Here is a 14,378-nt window from a genome sequence, read left to right on the forward strand (position 1 = left end):
CATGAACGGCCCACACGGCAAAGGTGCCCGGGCATCCGGAGCGATCAGCCGCATCAACTGCGCGTACCACCACAGCTGTTCATCAGCCTGACCAACAGGTCCGCATGCGCCCGATCCCGCGCACCGGATCATGGGGCCGGAGCGCAGACTCGAGGCCATCGCCATGACCAAAGAACACGCGCGCAAAGACCGGGCCCGGCGCACCGCCCGCCGCACCGGCACCTCCTACACCTCCGCCCGCTCCGGCACCCTGCACACGCACCCGGCTCCCATCCTGCCCCCGGTCAGCGGCAAACCCTTCGGTATCTCCGTCACGGCCGACATGACCGCAGCCGCATCAGCCATCGGCGCCCGGCTCGCCGACTGCGACCCCTGCCTGACCTCTGCGATGGACCGGATGACGGGGGGACTGCCGCTCGTCCCGGCGGCCCTGGCCGCGTCGCTACCGGTCGAACTCGGCGACGGCTTCACTCCCACCACCCTCGCCTTCTGCCAGACCGTCCCCCGGTACGGCCACCACGAGGCGTATCAGTTCGTGATCTATCTCGAGGAGGACGAGCTCCGCGACTTCATCACCGACCTGGTCGACATCTGGGCGTACGCCATCCCGCAACTGATCCACATGCAGACGGCCGGGCCGCTCCATTCCCTGGTCATCGACCTGGCCCCGCCGCGGCCGCCCTTCTACGTGGCTGCCTACACCGGCTTCGTCCCCGTACCCGGAGGATCCTTCCCGGCGCTCACCCTCAGCTCGCCGGACCTCACCGGAACGATCGACGACCTCGCCGAACGCTGTGGCTTCCCGCTCTACACCTGGAAGACCCTGCCCGGCATCACACCGTGGATCCTGCAACAGCACCCGGACACCCACCGTCCCTGGGGAGTGCGCTGGAACGGCACGGACACCCTCGCTGTCACCATCGGGTCCCCCGAGTATTCAGCCGAAGCCGGCGCTCAGTGGATTCAGGCGGCACGCCGCGCGGGCTCGGTACTGGTCGTGGGGCTGTGGCACCGGGAAGTCTCCTCCATCAGAGGGTCGGCGGAAGACCACGAGATCTTCGCGGTGCGGGCACAGGTACAGCCTTGATCACTGCTCCTGCCACAGGCCCCGGCCTGCGGCAGGAGGCCCTCTGCCGCGGGCCGGCGCGGACAGGCGCCACCGGTGAGCGGGCCGTGCAGCGCCGCACCGATGCGTTCGCCCGGCTCGCGGCCCGCGCCGAGATAGTGCTGCGCCTCGTTGAGCCACAAGACCGTGCGCGGATCCACCCGCCTTAGCCGCGACCCTCACCCTGGCCGCGACGATCACCAGCGCTCTGGTCAACGCGTTCTCCTGACCGATGGCACGCATGCCGTCGGCAGATATGACCTGTTGCGCCGCGCCCTTGACATAGGATTAGCGATTAGCGAATCATGAATTATGTCTCAAGAGGCCTTGGATCGGTTGCGTGAGGTGTCCGTGCGGGTCTTCGGCAACCGTTACCGGGCGGAGCTGATGGGGGCGCTGGCGGCAGCGGACGAGCAGGGTGTGTGCCTGGGAGACCTTGCCGCCGCCCGCAACGCACCGGCGAGTGTCTATCAGGCGCCGATCCGTGCCCTGGTGGAGGCCGGGCTGGCCGAGCGGCTGCCGCGGACGCCGGGGGAGCGGCGCCGCTGGTACCGGCGCAGCGACAACGACGCGCTCTGGCAGTGTCTCGAAGGCCTGTTGAGCTGTTTGGCAGAACAGTCCGTACCCATGCGGGTTGGATAGTCGGCGGGGCCGCCGCGTGCGGCCGGAGCCCGGTGAGGCAGGGTGGAGGCCATGGTGACCTTGGCGAACTCCGTGATCGGCCGTTCCGTGCGGACGGCTTCGGCCGCCCTGCTGGAGGCGGGCACCCAGACCAAGGCCGCCTCCCTGCGGGGCACCGAGGCCCTGTTCTTCCACCGGCTGGATGCCGCCGAGCACGCCCGGCGCCAGGACGTCGCCGCAGGACGGCTGGATCGGATGGCGGCGCTGGAGACCCTCCTGACGCTGCCGGTGGGCATCCCCGTTCCCCTCGCCTCGTTCGAGGCCGGCCAGCGGCGGGCCGTACGCGCCCTGCCCGCGGGCGCCGCGGACCGTGACCGCACGACGGTGACCCGGCGCGCGGTCCGGCCGGTGCGCGTGGACCTGGTCGTGGTGCGCGCCGCCGGGTGGCGCCAGGGACTGCGGGACGCGGGCCGGTTCGCGCCGTTCTGCCGTCGCGCCATGCTGCTCACCCGCCGCCCCTCACATCTGGAAGAGCTGCTGGCCGAGGCCGACTTCTACGGCATCGGCGTGTTCCTCGCCGCCGAGCACGGTGTGGAGATGATGCTCGCGCCGGAGGAGTACCGGCCGCAGCGGCACACCGCCGCCGCGTGGTGCTTCGTCGAGGAGCTGTATCAGCTCCTGCGCTGATGGTCGGCCGCCGCCTGCCCGTTCGCTCCGTTCGCCACCGAGGCCGGGGCGGCCAGCGCCCACCGCCTCAGCTGCTGGGGCACCTTGAAGGCGTCCGGCTGCCGCAGTTGCGCGTTCACCAGCGGATACCGCTCCACCGCCGCGCGGCAGCGCTCGTGCCACCACTGCTGGCGCGCCAGCCCGGGAGTGATCGCAGTCAGCGTGCGTAGCCACTCCATCAGCACGGCCACATTGTGCGCGGCGGCCCGTGCCGGCCGTTCACCGGCATTGCTGGCGAATTCATCAAGCGCCCACACCCCCTCGCACACCGCGCAACCACAGATGGGGGCCGGGGCGCCGGCGAAGCGGTCGGCCAGGGTCTTGCCGAGGAAGAAGTCCATCAGCTCGGCAAACAGCACGTGCGGGGACATGGAGAAGCCCTTGCTGGATTCGGCCTTCTCGCCCGGGGCCACGATGTGCCGCAGCCGGCTGCCGGCACCGAACGCCGTGAAGGTCGCCCCCGCGGCCAGCGCGCCGAAGGCCGCCAGATCGGTGCGCAGCAACGCCGCTCCCGGCACTTCCTCGATCACCCGCCGCAGGTGGTCGACGGCCCGTGCGTGACGCGTGAGAGGATCCCTCTGCCCACCCAGCATGATCGCCTTGGGCCCCTTCACCAGCCGTAGGCAGGCGATCAGCTGCTGCACCGCGTCCTCTTCCCGCAGCCAGCCCACGTCGACCGGCGCGGCGAAGACGACCTGTGCATCGTCCAGGTCGGCCACCCGCCGCACCGCCGCCTTGAGGGCATCGGAGTCCTCGGCGTGGATGTAGCCGGTCGGGGTCATTGGCGCGGTAACGCCGACCGCCCGCTGTTCCGCCAGCGACACCTCGAGCGGATCGTCGAAGGCGAAGGTGTCCTCCGACGCGGGCGGGAACGGCTCCTCCTCGCTGGCCGCCCGCACCTCGTACACGGCCGGATCGACCAGCAGCGGCCCGCTGAACTGCTCCTCCTCGCGCAGCCTTTTCGCCTTCCGCAGCGCGTTCTTCCCGCACAGCACCAGCCCGCTGCGGCCCGCATCAAGCTGTCCGCGCAGATAACCGACACGGGCAGGAGACACTTGCAGCAGCATGCGCCCCTGCAGAACGCTCAGCGCACCGGACAGGGCCTGCGGCGCGTCGGGAGGGTCGGTGAGATCGGAGCGCGGACGCGGCAGCGGAGCAGACGGGTCGATCATGTCCTCACCTTCGAAGCGGCTCAGGGGATAACGAGCGGTCGCCTGCCACATACAGGCGCTTGAAGTCCTCGGGCAGCAGGCGGGCGCACGCGGCCGCCTCGTCGATCGCCAGGCCGCGGTCGGACAACAGGGTGTCCACCAGAGCCGGGACGCGCGTGGGTCGCTCCGGCTCCACCTCGACCGGTTCGGCCGTGCGGTAGCCGAGCGCCGACATCTCCACCATCACCGTCCGGTACTGCCATTCGGTGATGGCGTTCAGGGTGAGCGCGCGCCGCAGCAGCGCGCTCATCGACACCCGCCAGACGCGCTTGAGCTCCGCCAGCCGCGCCAAGTCCACACCGTCCGCGAACGCCTGCCGGATATCGGCCGCGGGCATCAGGAACTCCGCGGCGAACGCGTCGGCCTGCTTCTCCTGCTCGCCCGACGTGCCGGGCGCGGGATGCATCACCAGATGGCCCAGCTCGTGCGCGACACTGAAGCGGCAACGATCGCCCGGCGCATGGTCGTTGACCAGGACCAGCGGGACCTGGAGGTCGTCCCACTGACTGACCGCGTCCAGCAGCTCACTGCCGAGACTCCGCATCACGACCAAGCCGCCGGCCTCCTCGATCGCGGCGATCACATCGGCCACCGGGCCCCTGGGCAGGCCCCAGGCGCGGCGCACCTGGTGGGCCGCATCCTTGGCCGTCGTGAAGTCATCGAGGAGCACGCGGGAGAAGCGGTGCGGCACGTCCGCTGCCGCGGCGGCCTGCGCGAGACCCGTCACCTGCAGCCGTACCAGGGCGAGTTGGGCGTGGACGCGCCGCAGCGCCGAGGACGACAGAGAGGCTCTCTTGCGGTGATGGATCAGTCCCACCCCCACCCCGCTCACCCGGGGATCCAGGCACAGCAGGTCTACCGGGTAGCCCAGGGCGGCGGCATACAGCTGAAGACGGTCGTCGGCGACCACAAGGCGTCCCGATTCCGCGCGGCTGACATATCCCTGGGACACCACCGCGGCCCCGGCAGGCGCGGCCTTGGTCATGGCCGCGGCCACGTCGACCTGCGTCATGCCCCGCGACTCGCGCGCGAGCGCGAGCATGCCGGGATGCGCCTGCAGGTCACCGGACGCCATCACACCCCACCGCCTCAGATCAGACCTCAAAACATTAACACGGAATATTCCGGGGCTGATTCGGCTTTCTGATGGACTCCGTCACAGCCAACAGCCCTCTGCCGAAAGGGTCATGGAGCAGACGGGAAACCACGCAGCCGCCCCCGCTTGCCACCCGGTGATCCGGTCAAGGGCAGGACTCAGGAGGACCTGGAGGGGATCCGTGCCTGTGAGTGACGGCATTGTCTGCGCAGCTGGCCTGCAGGCAGCAGGCCGACACGCGCAGGGTGGTCCTGGACCAACGGCCACGATGTGAAAGCCCCGACGGCACGGGGGAGTTGCGCACCACATCACGTCGGGGCCACGGACGGGAACGGCGCGCGGTGCGGCGCAGACGAGAAGAGGAATGCGCAAGTGAACACGGTTCGAGCCCGGGTGTGGCAGTTCCAGGTGCAGGAGCCGGTGGTGACCGTCACGGAGGTCGGGCAGGGCGAGCTGCCGGTCGGGCTGGCCCGGCTCATCCATATCAACGCGCTCGCCTGCGACCACAACCGCGTCCTCGACTACCGGACCAAACAGCTCGAGGTCCGTCTCCTTGCCAGCTACCTCCATGCCGCCGGGGCCGACAGGCCTACTCCGGGTCGATCACCGCGCGTTCACGGCGAGCTCGCGGCATATCCGCGGCTTCGTCGCCGAAAGCTCAGGCCTGGGCATGCTGACGGCGGCGAGCGAAGCACTCTTCGCCTGGGACAACACAGCGCACGCCCTGCACAGTTTCGACGCACTGCCCGGCCATCTGCTGGCGGGCTATCAAAAGGGCGGTGTCAGACCGGACTTGCTGTTCCATCTCCCCAGCGGCCGGGTCGCAGGAGAGGCCCGGGGCCGACACCGCCGCCCCAAGACACTCCTGCCGAAACAGCCGCTCGCCGAGCAGAAGAGCCGACTGCAGGAACTCGCCCTCTGGTCGGCTTCCCACCGGGACCACGCCTACTTCATGAGCTGGGTCTGGATCGGCTGTTCCGGCGTCGCCGTGGACATCTTCCTTCCACAGGACGAACGCTGGGACGACGCACTGGACGTCAGATGGAAGCGGCAGAACGCTGGCCACCAGTGGCGCTTTCCCATGCGCGAGCGACGGCGCAGACCACCAGAGGACCCCTTCGGGCAGATGCCGGCCGACGATCCTGAACCCCCGCCCGCCACGGACGCACTGCAGCCCATGGTGCCGGTGCCCGTCGCTGCCCGCACCCAGCCCACGGCCGACCCGCTCTCACGGACCGGCCGCCTGGTGCAGGAGCTGTACGACACCGCCCCCGAACTCGACGCGGAACTCGCCGACATTCCCGTCCGCGGCGCCTGGGTGCCTGCCGACGCCCTGGGGCCTGCCCAGCACGAGGTGCTGCTGGCCGTTCTGGCCCAGCAGCCTCCACCCCAGGCTGGTGTCCGAGAGCGCCTCGCCCGGGCCGAAGGCCGCTTCGACGCCTGCCTCGACGGACGCCTGCTCACCGTCGTGCGTTCTGCAGCCCAACCGCCACCAACCTGGCAGGACCTGGAAGAGGTGCTGCTGAGCCCGGCTTGAACACACCGGCACCCAAGCTCTGCCCCGCGCGCCGGCAGAGGCACCCGGCGGTCGAGGCGTCCAGTGGCCACTGCCCGCCGGCACCGCCGGGCGACGGGGCCCTGTCTGCGGTCATGCCGGCCCGGGCAGCTCACCCAGCAGAGCGTTCACAGTCTGCCGCCACTGGCGGGCTTCCTTCCGCAACGGGAACCACGCGTTGGCAGTCCGCCGGTCAAGCTCGGCGAACTCCCTCAGCTGTGCTGCCAGTTCAGCACTGCCCGTGCCGTTGTTGCGGGCTGCCGCGGAGTGCACCTGGTGGGTGAGGCTGTGCAGCCGGTGCGCGGCACGGTAGTAGGCGACCTGGTCCTGGCTGAGACGGCGCACGGCATACCCGCCGCACTTGCTGCACGGGTCGAAGCCCTTGTTGCCCAGCAGCTCCGCGATGGTCACCAGGTCGTCGTCGCGGCTGACGCCGTGCTCCGGACGCCGGTGCTTGCAGTCGGGGGAGTGGGCCCGGCCCTGATAGCGACCCTCCGCGTCCGAGGTGTAGGCCTGCACCCCGGCGAGCACGCCCAGCGGCAGCCCCGACCCACGCTGCCATCCGGTGTCGGTGTCGGGTTCGAAGGGTTCCAGGTCCAGTTGCTCCATGGCCAGCAGGCCGTGCCAGACCGCCGACGCGAAGGGACGGCGCGGAAAATCCCGGTCGTCGTACCCGACAGCCTGCAGCTGGCGCAGGTCGGCCACGCCGCGGGCCAGGGCCAGAGAACGCAGCGCGTGATCGGTGTCGCGTCGCCCCTCGCGCAGCCGCACCAGCACCCGTTCGCCTTCTGCCGTGCTCAGGTGGCTGCCGAACGCCTCGTGATGCGGATCGTGGATACGGGCGGGCCAGACGGGCTCTTCCTGGCCGGGAGAGGGTTGGCGGGGCGCGAAGAGGGCGTCGGGCAGGTCACTTGCGCCGGCAATGATGGAACCCTGCCATCCCGCAGCGCACCGTTCCTCCAGGACGCTCAGTGCCACGACCTCAAGCCCGCCGCCGACGGAGAACACCACGTACAGCTGCTCGGCATCCCGCATCGTGGCGCGCAGCGCGCGCAGGTGCTCGCCGGTGACCAGATGCCTGCTGTGGACCGGCGTGTCGTCGAACACCCCCGGCCCGACGCCCGATCCGGTCGCGGACCGCGGGTCTGCCGGGGATTGCGCCGCCGGCTGGTCGGCCTCGTCGGTCTCCGGCTCGCTGTAGGACAGTGTGTGATGCTGCGTCAGTAGGCGCACGGCCACCGGCTCCGGCACCCGCACGGTGATGACGGACTGCGGCTCCCAGACAACGTCGGCCGTGTACGAGGCGAGCACCCCCAGCTCCCACTCACCCAGCCGGTCAACAAGCGACCTGCCAGAGCCGCGCTCCGCCGCATCGTGAGGAAGACGAGCAACCACAACCCGATCGCCGTGCCTCTCGCCGGCCGCCGCTCGGACGTCGGCCTCCCAGCCGGCCACCACTGCCCGGGCCCGCTCCAGCATCTGGTCGCGCCCCTTGCGGCGGCTGCCCATCGTGTCGGTCAGATGATGCACCACGTAGGTCTGCTGCTGGGGGTCGTCCCAGCTGTCCTCGACCGCGCTGCGCCACCGCCGCCACAGCGACAGCAGCTGCCGGCGGGCCTCGCCGGGGTCGCCCAGCGGCGCGAAGGCTGGCTCGTCGGCGGGAACATCCGGCTCCGTCATGGCGGCCGCCGCGGTCGCCGCCAACAGCGCCCTTTCGGCGACCAGCAGCTGGGCCTGCTCCTGCAGGACGCGCAGATACCCGGCCTTCGCTTCGAGAGCTGCCCCGGCCCAGGCCCGCAGCCAGGGGAACAGCGCCAGCTGCCGGTGCGTGCGGTGCATGCTCGCCAGCGCGCCGCCCCACTGCCGCAGCACCGACTCGCGTACACGCTGGGCCTCTTGCCGTTCCTCCCACGTGTCGTCCTCGTCGTCCTCCGCGTCGTCCTGTTCGCCAGGGACTGCCGGAGTGTCGGCCACGGGCTTGTACAGCACGGCGGCCGCGTGCCGGACCTCTTCGTCCTCGAAGGCGTCCTCGTCCGGATCGCGGAAGCTGTCCAGTTCGTACAGCAGACCCAGCCCGGTCAGCGTGTCCAGGAACACCGCCAGACCCGTGCCCGGACGTGCCCAGGACCCGTAGGTGCCGCACTGCGGGCACATCCGCCCGACCACGGCGGCATCCAGATGTACCGTCCGTTCGACGCCGCGAGCCGAGCGCAGATACGAACACGACGGTGTGGCATGCAGTTTCGCCTGCTTGCCCTGACCCGACCATACGGTGATCGTCGTGCCCTCGAACGGACCGAGTGGCACGTCCGACGTCAGCTGACCGTACATCCCGCAGACTCCCCCCGTGAATGAAATCCGTCACCACCTCAAACCGCTCCGACCAGGCGGAAGTTGACCCTAACGCGCGGCAGGCCGACGAGGGGCCGGTTGATCTCATAAGGCCCTAAATGGACAGACCCCTCCACGGGCGGTGCCCCGTGACCGGGGCTGATGCCGACAGTGCGGGCACGCCGAGCGGCAGGGCACAGGGCCACCGAAACAGGCTGCGCCTGCCCTGCCGTAGGGTGCGCTCAGACCGAGCAGGCGGCCCATGGCGATCACGCTCGCGGGCAGGGCAGAACGCCGAGCTGCAGCACTGGGAGCCCTCGCTCGCGGCGGCTCTCTCCCGGCCGCGCAGACGTCCCTCGTCCCCGCTGGCTGATGCCGACTCCCCGCTCGTCGTGGAACACGACGCTTACGCTCCGGGCCTTCTGACAGGACGCCACCAGCCACCCGGTACCTCGCACGGAATCACGCCCGTATGTGCTTGAAGATTCCGCCGCCAACGGTGCGAATCGGCCCCCTGGCCGATCGGCGGAACGGTAACCTTCCCGTAGGCCGAGCGCATCGGCCCAAACTGGGACCGGCCCATGAACGGCCCCACACCGTAAAGGTGCCCGTGCCACGGCACGGCGGAGCTGCATCAACTGCGCACGCACCACAGCACTCCACGAAGAGACCATCAGGTCCGCAGGCGCTCGACATTCGCGCACTGGATCATGGGACTGGCGCGCAGAACTCGAGGCCATGCCATGCCCAAAGACCACGCCCGCAAACGCCGGGCGCGGCGCACTGCACGCAGCGCCGGCTCCTCCTACACCTCGGCCAACGCCGGCACCCTGCATGCTCATCCCGCCCCGGTGCTGATCACCGTCAGCGGCGCACCGTTCGGTGTGTCCCGCACCGCCGACATGTCTGCCGCTTCCGCGGCCATCGCAGCCGGACTGGCCGACTGCAAACCCTGCCGGGCGTCCGCCATGGCCCGGCTGATGCTGGGGGACTCACTGGTCCTGGCCGTGCTGGCCGCCTCCCTGCCCCAGGTGCCGAACCGGGAACTCTCCTCCATCACCTACATCTTCTGCAACGACGTCCAGCCGCACGAATACCCCCCGTACACCTATGACTTCACCGCTGGCCTGGGAGCAGTCCAGCGCCAGAGCTTCCTCGAGGATCTGGTCGACATCTGGACAGCCCTGATCCCGCATCTGAGCGGGGACACGGGTACCGACCTCACCGCTATGATCATCAATCTGACCCCGGCGCCCCCGTTGGACTACCGGGCCGGCCGCACCGGCTTCGTCCCCACACCACAAGGCCCCTTCCCGGCACTCACCCTCACCTCACCGGACATGACCGGCAGCATCGAGGACCTCTCCGAACGCTGCGGCTTCCCCCTCTACACGTGGAACACACTGCCCGACGTGATGGACTGGGTCCTGCAGCAGCACCCCGTGACCCTCCACCCCTGGGGCGTACGCCGAGTCTCCAGGGACGGGCAGAACCTGACTCTGGGCTCTGGCGAGCATCCTGCCGAGGCAACCAGCGAATGGACCGACGCGGCCCAACGCGCCGGATCAGTACTGGTGCTGGGCCTGTGGAGCGACGGCTTCGAGTCGCTCATCCACGCCGTGCAGGCACAGGAGATCTTCACCGTACGGGCACGACTGCAGCCGTCAACGACCCGGGACTAAAGAGCCCTGGGGTTCCTCGCAAGAATCTGCCGAAGCAGCGACGGCCCGGCTGCCGCGAGGCTCGTGTTGTCTGCCCCCGCCGCAAGCGGGAACAGACAACACGAACGGTCATGCGACGCGGACCGGTACCTGGCGCTCGGTCAGCAGCCGGGCCAGCGCGTCGGTCTCCTGTTCGGGCAGGGCGACGGCGGCCAGGCGGCGGGCGCGGGTGACGGCGACGTACCAGATGCGCAGCACTTCGTCGGTGGCCGGGTCCGCGGTGGCCCAGCGCTGGACGCTCCCGGCATCGGGCAGCAACAGCAGCACGCCGTCTGCCTGGTCGCCCTTGAGCTGGTGGACGGTGTTCGTGCGCAAGCCGGTGGCCGCCTGGGGCCGGGAGATCGTGGGCTTTCCGGCGGGGCGGCCTTTGCTGCCTTGCGGAGCGGCCCCGGGCAGGGCGGGCCAGGCCTTCATGGCCTGCCATACCTGCGGGGCCCATTCCCTGTGGGGCGGGGGCAGGCTGTGCAGGAACGCGAAGGCCGTGCGGTTGACCTGGCCGGCCGAGAGCCGGTGGGTGGCCATGATGCGGTCGGGACCACCGGTCTCGCCCGGGTACCAGTAGCCGAACAGGACGCGCACGGCGATCGTGCAGGCGCGGGTGAGGTCGTCGCCGGAGGCGTCCGGGGTGTGGGCGACGGTGCGGGCCCAGGCCAGGCTGGTGATCGTGTTGGTGTTGGGCTTCTCGCGGGTGATGCCCGGCAAGGTGGCGTACTTGTAGGCGGTCACCAGGCAGTTCTCTGCCGGGACGGTGTACTCCTCGGCGAGCGTGCGGAAGGCGTCGACGATGCCGGTGCCGGTCGGGGCGTGCAGGTGGCGGCTGCCAGAGGTGGCGAACTGGATGGGCAGCAGCAGGACGGGGATGTCGTCGTCGTCGCGCACGACGGAGGTGTCGGGCGGGCGCTGCCCGGTGCGCAGGGTGGCCGCCAGGCGGCAGATGACGGGGGAGCTGCGCCAGTTGCCCGTCAGGGGGTGAGCGGTGGGGGACAGCCGTGCCGCGAAGGCGTGAAGTGCCTGTGGTTCGGCGCCGCGCCAGGCGTAGATGGCCTGGTCCGGATCGCCGACGAGGACGAGCGGCACGCCGGCGTCGTGCAGGAGTTGGAGGATTGCCAGGTCGGCGGCGGAGCAGTCCTGGGCCTCGTCGACGACGACTTCCGCGAATCGGGAGCGCAGCGGTCCCAGGAGCGCGGTAGCGGCCTCGGGGTTGCGCAGGTTCCACAGGGCCAGCACCCGCGCTTCGTGCCCGGTGAAGTAGCCCTGTTCGCACCACGCCTTGCGGGTGGCGAAGATCTTCTCCTGCCACGTCTGCTGGCTGCAGGCACTGGCCTCGATGAGCTGGCGGGTGTCGTAGTCGAGTTTGTCCCAGGCCACCGCCTCGCGCGCCGGGATGGGCGAGGGATCCAGGGTCATGGGGAAGCGGTGCAGGGAGATCTCCCGGTCCACGCCTTCCACCGGGGCCTTGATGCTCGCCCACGACTCCAGCAGGCGGGGCACGGGCTCGGCCGCACGCCGCGGCTTGACCAGGAACTCCCACAGGAACGAGTCGAGCGTGCCGATGAAGTGCGGCGCCTGGACCAGGTCGGCGCGGCCAGCCTGGCGGCAGCGGCGGGCCATCTGGTCCCGGGCCACCCGCGTGAACGAGATCAGGGCACGTCCCTGCCGCAGCAGCCGACGCGGCGACTGCAAATGCCGGCTGGTGATCACATGCGTCTTGCCCGCGCCCGGACAGGCCGGCACAAAGGCAGGCGCGGTCACGGCGACGGCGGCCTGTTGCTGCGTCAAGGCGCCGGCCCGCACCGAGGGGGACGTCACGGGGTGCTCACCGCCGTGGTGCTGCCCGGGGAGGTGATGAACCGGATGGCGTCCGCCAGGTAGGTGGGCACGGTGAACGCCACCGCCGGGTCGGCCAGCACGTCGGCGAGCTCCTGGGCGAACCGCCCCTTGGAGATCTTGGTGCCCTTCGCGAGGTCTCCGTCCGCGCCGGGGAGGGTCCGGCTGGTCTTGGTGACGAACAGCTCCCCGAAGGCCAGGGCGGGATCGTCTGTTTCGAGGACGTGGTCCCAGCGGTCCTCCGAGCGCGGTGCGCAGCGGATGAATGCCGCCCGCAATGCGGGGATGTTGTCGGCCGACCACAGGGCCGGCTCCAGGGTCCGGGGCGCCGCAGCCAGGTGCAGCGTGCCGGGAGAGCCCCAGCGCCGCGGCAGTTCCCGCAGCGACTGAAGCCGGGAAGGTTCCGGCTGTCCGGGTGCCACATCCGTGTCGGTGATCAGCGCCACCCGCCGGCCCAGACACATGCCGTCGACGGGCGCCAGCAGCACGCGCAGATAGACCTCGAACCCGACGCCGTCCACGATCACCCGGGTGGTGCCGAAGAACCGTTCCAGCGCCTCGAACGCTTCCCGGGCCGCCTGGTCGCCGACGCCTTCGCCGGCGGCAAGGACACGCTGGGCCAGCGCGGGCAGCAGCAGGAGTTCCGAGATGCCCTCCACCAGGAGTGCCCGCGAGGTGAACAGCAGGGCACTTTTCGTGGCGTCCAGGTAGCGGTCCAGATGACGCACCCGGTCCTGGCTCAACTGCAGCCGGGGAATGGGCAGGGGCCGTGCCTGCCAGCCGTCGGACAGCTCGCCCGGGCACCGGGCCATGACCACCAGATCCTCCACGCTGGCCGCGGCCGATAAAACGGGGGAGTGGGTGGTGACCACCACCTGCAGGTGCCCCGCCGGCTGAGCCGGGTCGCCGGGCGGTCGGCGGCGCGAGGCCCGCGCCCGCTGCTGCAGATAGCGCAGCAGCAGGGTCTGCAGCTGCGGATGCAGATGCGCCTCGGGCTCCTCCACCAGCAGCACGGTCAGGTCGGCCTCGGCCGCCGCGTCCAGTTCCGCCATCACCGTGGCGATGAACAGGGTGTTGGCGTAGCCCAGCCCGGACGCGGACAGGGGAAACGGCTGCGCGGAGGCATCGCCCAACAACACCCGCAGCGACCGGGCGATCGAGGTGAACGTGGGTTCGGCCAGGGCCAGTTCACTCATCTGGGGATGCGCGCCGACGGTCAGGTCCCGCAGCGGCTCGTTGATCTTCTCGCCGACCCTGGCCACGTCCGGGTCCGCGGCCACCTTCTTCAGCTCGGTGCCGATCCGTTCCACGAAGGCATCGACCTGCTCGTCGTCCCCCAGCAGCCCGCGGAGAATCATCCGCACCCGGTCGCCGCCGGCCGACGCCAGCTCCCGCTCTGCATCGCGCAGCGCAGGCAGGTAGACATGCCGCACGCCACCGCGTGCGGGAGGTTCCCCCGTGACCGGGAGACCCGCGCCCTGCGCCCAGACGGTGCTGCCGCGCCGCCCGCCCGATTGCGGTGGTGTCCAGGACACCTGCCACCGTGCGGTACGGCTGTCGGGAGCCCCCTTGGGCAGCAGCGCCTCCAGATACGCGCCGCTGTGTGCCGGGCCGATGCCGGCCAGGTCCAGCTGCAGGCTCGGCCCGCCCAGCGCGGCCGCGGCCTTGAGAACGTCGGATTCCTCGAAATAGCGCACCCGGCGCCCGTCCAGCGGATCCGTGAGCAGCCGCATCGCATCGATCACGCTGGACTTGCCCGCGTTGTTCTCCCCGACAAGGACCGTCACTTGCGGCCGCAGCGGGATCCGTACCCGCTCGCACGACCGGAACCGCTCCACCAGCACCTCGGACACGTACACCGCCCGCCCCCGTCCCCGACACGTCACTCTGAGTAATAGCGATCATCGGATAATAGTGGGCATTGTCTGGCGCAGCGTTCAGAACTCGTCGTAAACCAAAGCGGTCAGCGCAGATGACGGCCCGCGCCACAGGAGTGCCAGATGCCGTGGGGCCGGGCCCATCTCCACGTGAGTCGCGGACCGGGCATCCAGGAGGAACGCCACGTACATCACCAGGCGCTGCAGGTAGTCGTCCCCGGAGCCGATCCGCAACAGCGCCGTGCCTGGTGATGCCCGTCGGCAAGACCACCCTCGCTTCCGGCAGGCCGGGGCTGGTCTGTGGGGGA

The 14,378-nt window shown here is 70.4% G+C and carries 10 protein-coding genes; 5 read left to right on the forward strand and 5 right to left on the reverse strand.

The genetic code is table 11. From position 1 onward, the window contains the following. Positions 1–163: 163 nt before the first annotated feature. The 3 genes from IE239_RS10870 to IE239_RS10880 all read left to right on the forward strand — a co-directional run bounded on the left by IE239_RS10870 (position 164) and on the right by IE239_RS10880 (position 2,413). Positions 164–1,087 carry a hypothetical protein gene (locus tag IE239_RS10870; RefSeq protein WP_159049604.1) on the forward strand — a complete coding sequence of 308 codons (924 nt, stop codon included), beginning with the start codon at positions 164–166 and terminating at the stop codon, positions 1,085–1,087. A 369-nt stretch (positions 1,088–1,456) separates the two neighbouring features. Next, entirely contained in the window at positions 1,457–1,747 is a 291-nt protein-coding gene (locus IE239_RS10875; RefSeq protein ID WP_190149032.1) for an ArsR family transcriptional regulator, read from the forward strand. A 51-nt stretch (positions 1,748–1,798) separates the two neighbouring features. Next, positions 1,799–2,413, forward strand: coding sequence for a hypothetical protein (locus IE239_RS10880; protein ID WP_053743999.1), 615 nt, complete (start codon positions 1,799–1,801; stop codon positions 2,411–2,413). On the opposite strand, the gene IE239_RS10885 is transcribed toward IE239_RS10880, so the two are convergent. Then, a complete protein-coding gene (locus tag IE239_RS10885; protein ID WP_159049606.1) occupies positions 2,398–3,624 on the reverse strand; it encodes a hypothetical protein in 1,227 nt (408 codons plus the stop codon). The genes IE239_RS10880 and IE239_RS10885 overlap by 16 nt on opposite strands. Positions 3,625–3,628: 4 nt before the next feature. Then, complete coding sequence (locus tag IE239_RS10890; RefSeq protein WP_229878016.1) at positions 3,629–4,738, reverse strand: ImmA/IrrE family metallo-endopeptidase; 1,110 nt, start codon at positions 4,736–4,738, stop codon at positions 3,629–3,631. Between the two features lie 691 nt (positions 4,739–5,429). Between IE239_RS10890 and IE239_RS10895 the strand changes: the two genes are divergently transcribed. Continuing rightward, positions 5,430–6,296 carry a hypothetical protein gene (locus IE239_RS10895; RefSeq protein ID WP_053744001.1) on the forward strand — a complete coding sequence of 289 codons (867 nt, stop codon included), beginning with the start codon at positions 5,430–5,432 and terminating at the stop codon, positions 6,294–6,296. Between the two features lie 111 nt (positions 6,297–6,407). On the opposite strand, the gene IE239_RS10900 is transcribed toward IE239_RS10895, so the two are convergent. Next, positions 6,408–8,645 (reverse strand): hypothetical protein, encoded by a 2,238-nt coding sequence (locus IE239_RS10900; protein WP_053744002.1) that lies wholly within the window; start codon positions 8,643–8,645, stop codon positions 6,408–6,410. 743 nt (positions 8,646–9,388) lie between these two features. On the opposite strand from IE239_RS10900, the gene IE239_RS10905 reads away from it, so the two are divergent. Next, a complete protein-coding gene (locus tag IE239_RS10905; RefSeq protein ID WP_053744003.1) occupies positions 9,389–10,327 on the forward strand; it encodes a hypothetical protein in 939 nt (312 codons plus the stop codon). A gap of 108 nt (positions 10,328–10,435) precedes the next feature. On the opposite strand, the gene IE239_RS10910 is transcribed toward IE239_RS10905, so the two are convergent. Both IE239_RS10910 and IE239_RS10915 read right to left on the reverse strand, forming a co-directional pair. Continuing rightward, the gene (locus IE239_RS10910; protein WP_053744004.1) at positions 10,436–12,175 is read right to left on the reverse strand and encodes a UvrD-helicase domain-containing protein; all 1,740 of its coding nucleotides are present in this window, start codon (positions 12,173–12,175) and stop codon (positions 10,436–10,438) included. After that, positions 12,172–14,052, reverse strand: coding sequence for an ATP-dependent nuclease (locus IE239_RS10915; RefSeq protein ID WP_190149033.1), 1,881 nt, complete (start codon positions 14,050–14,052; stop codon positions 12,172–12,174). Before IE239_RS10915 ends, IE239_RS10910 begins: the two co-directional genes overlap by 4 nt. Positions 14,053–14,378 lie beyond the last annotated feature (326 nt).

It is taken from the genome of Streptomyces humidus (genome assembly GCF_014649655.1).
GTDB lineage: Bacteria > Actinomycetota > Actinomycetes > Streptomycetales > Streptomycetaceae > Streptomyces > Streptomyces humidus.

Bases quoted from the DNA above. Each gene is read 5' to 3' on its own strand.
- IE239_RS10870 (WP_159049604.1), top strand. From the start codon at position 164: ATGACCAAAGAACACGCGCGCAAAGACCGGGCCCGGCGCACCGCCCGC.
- IE239_RS10880 (WP_053743999.1), top strand. From the start codon at position 1,799: ATGGTGACCTTGGCGAACTCCGTGATCGGCCGTTCCGTGCGGACGGCT.
- IE239_RS10885 (WP_159049606.1), bottom strand. From the start codon at position 3,624: ATGATCGACCCGTCTGCTCCGCTGCCGCGTCCGCGCTCCGATCTCACC.
- IE239_RS10890 (WP_229878016.1), bottom strand. From the start codon at position 4,738: ATGGCGTCCGGTGACCTGCAGGCGCATCCCGGCATGCTCGCGCTCGCG.
- IE239_RS10895 (WP_053744001.1), top strand. From the start codon at position 5,430: ATGCTGACGGCGGCGAGCGAAGCACTCTTCGCCTGGGACAACACAGCG.
- IE239_RS10900 (WP_053744002.1), bottom strand. From the start codon at position 8,645: ATGTACGGTCAGCTGACGTCGGACGTGCCACTCGGTCCGTTCGAGGGC.
- IE239_RS10905 (WP_053744003.1), top strand. From the start codon at position 9,389: ATGCCCAAAGACCACGCCCGCAAACGCCGGGCGCGGCGCACTGCACGC.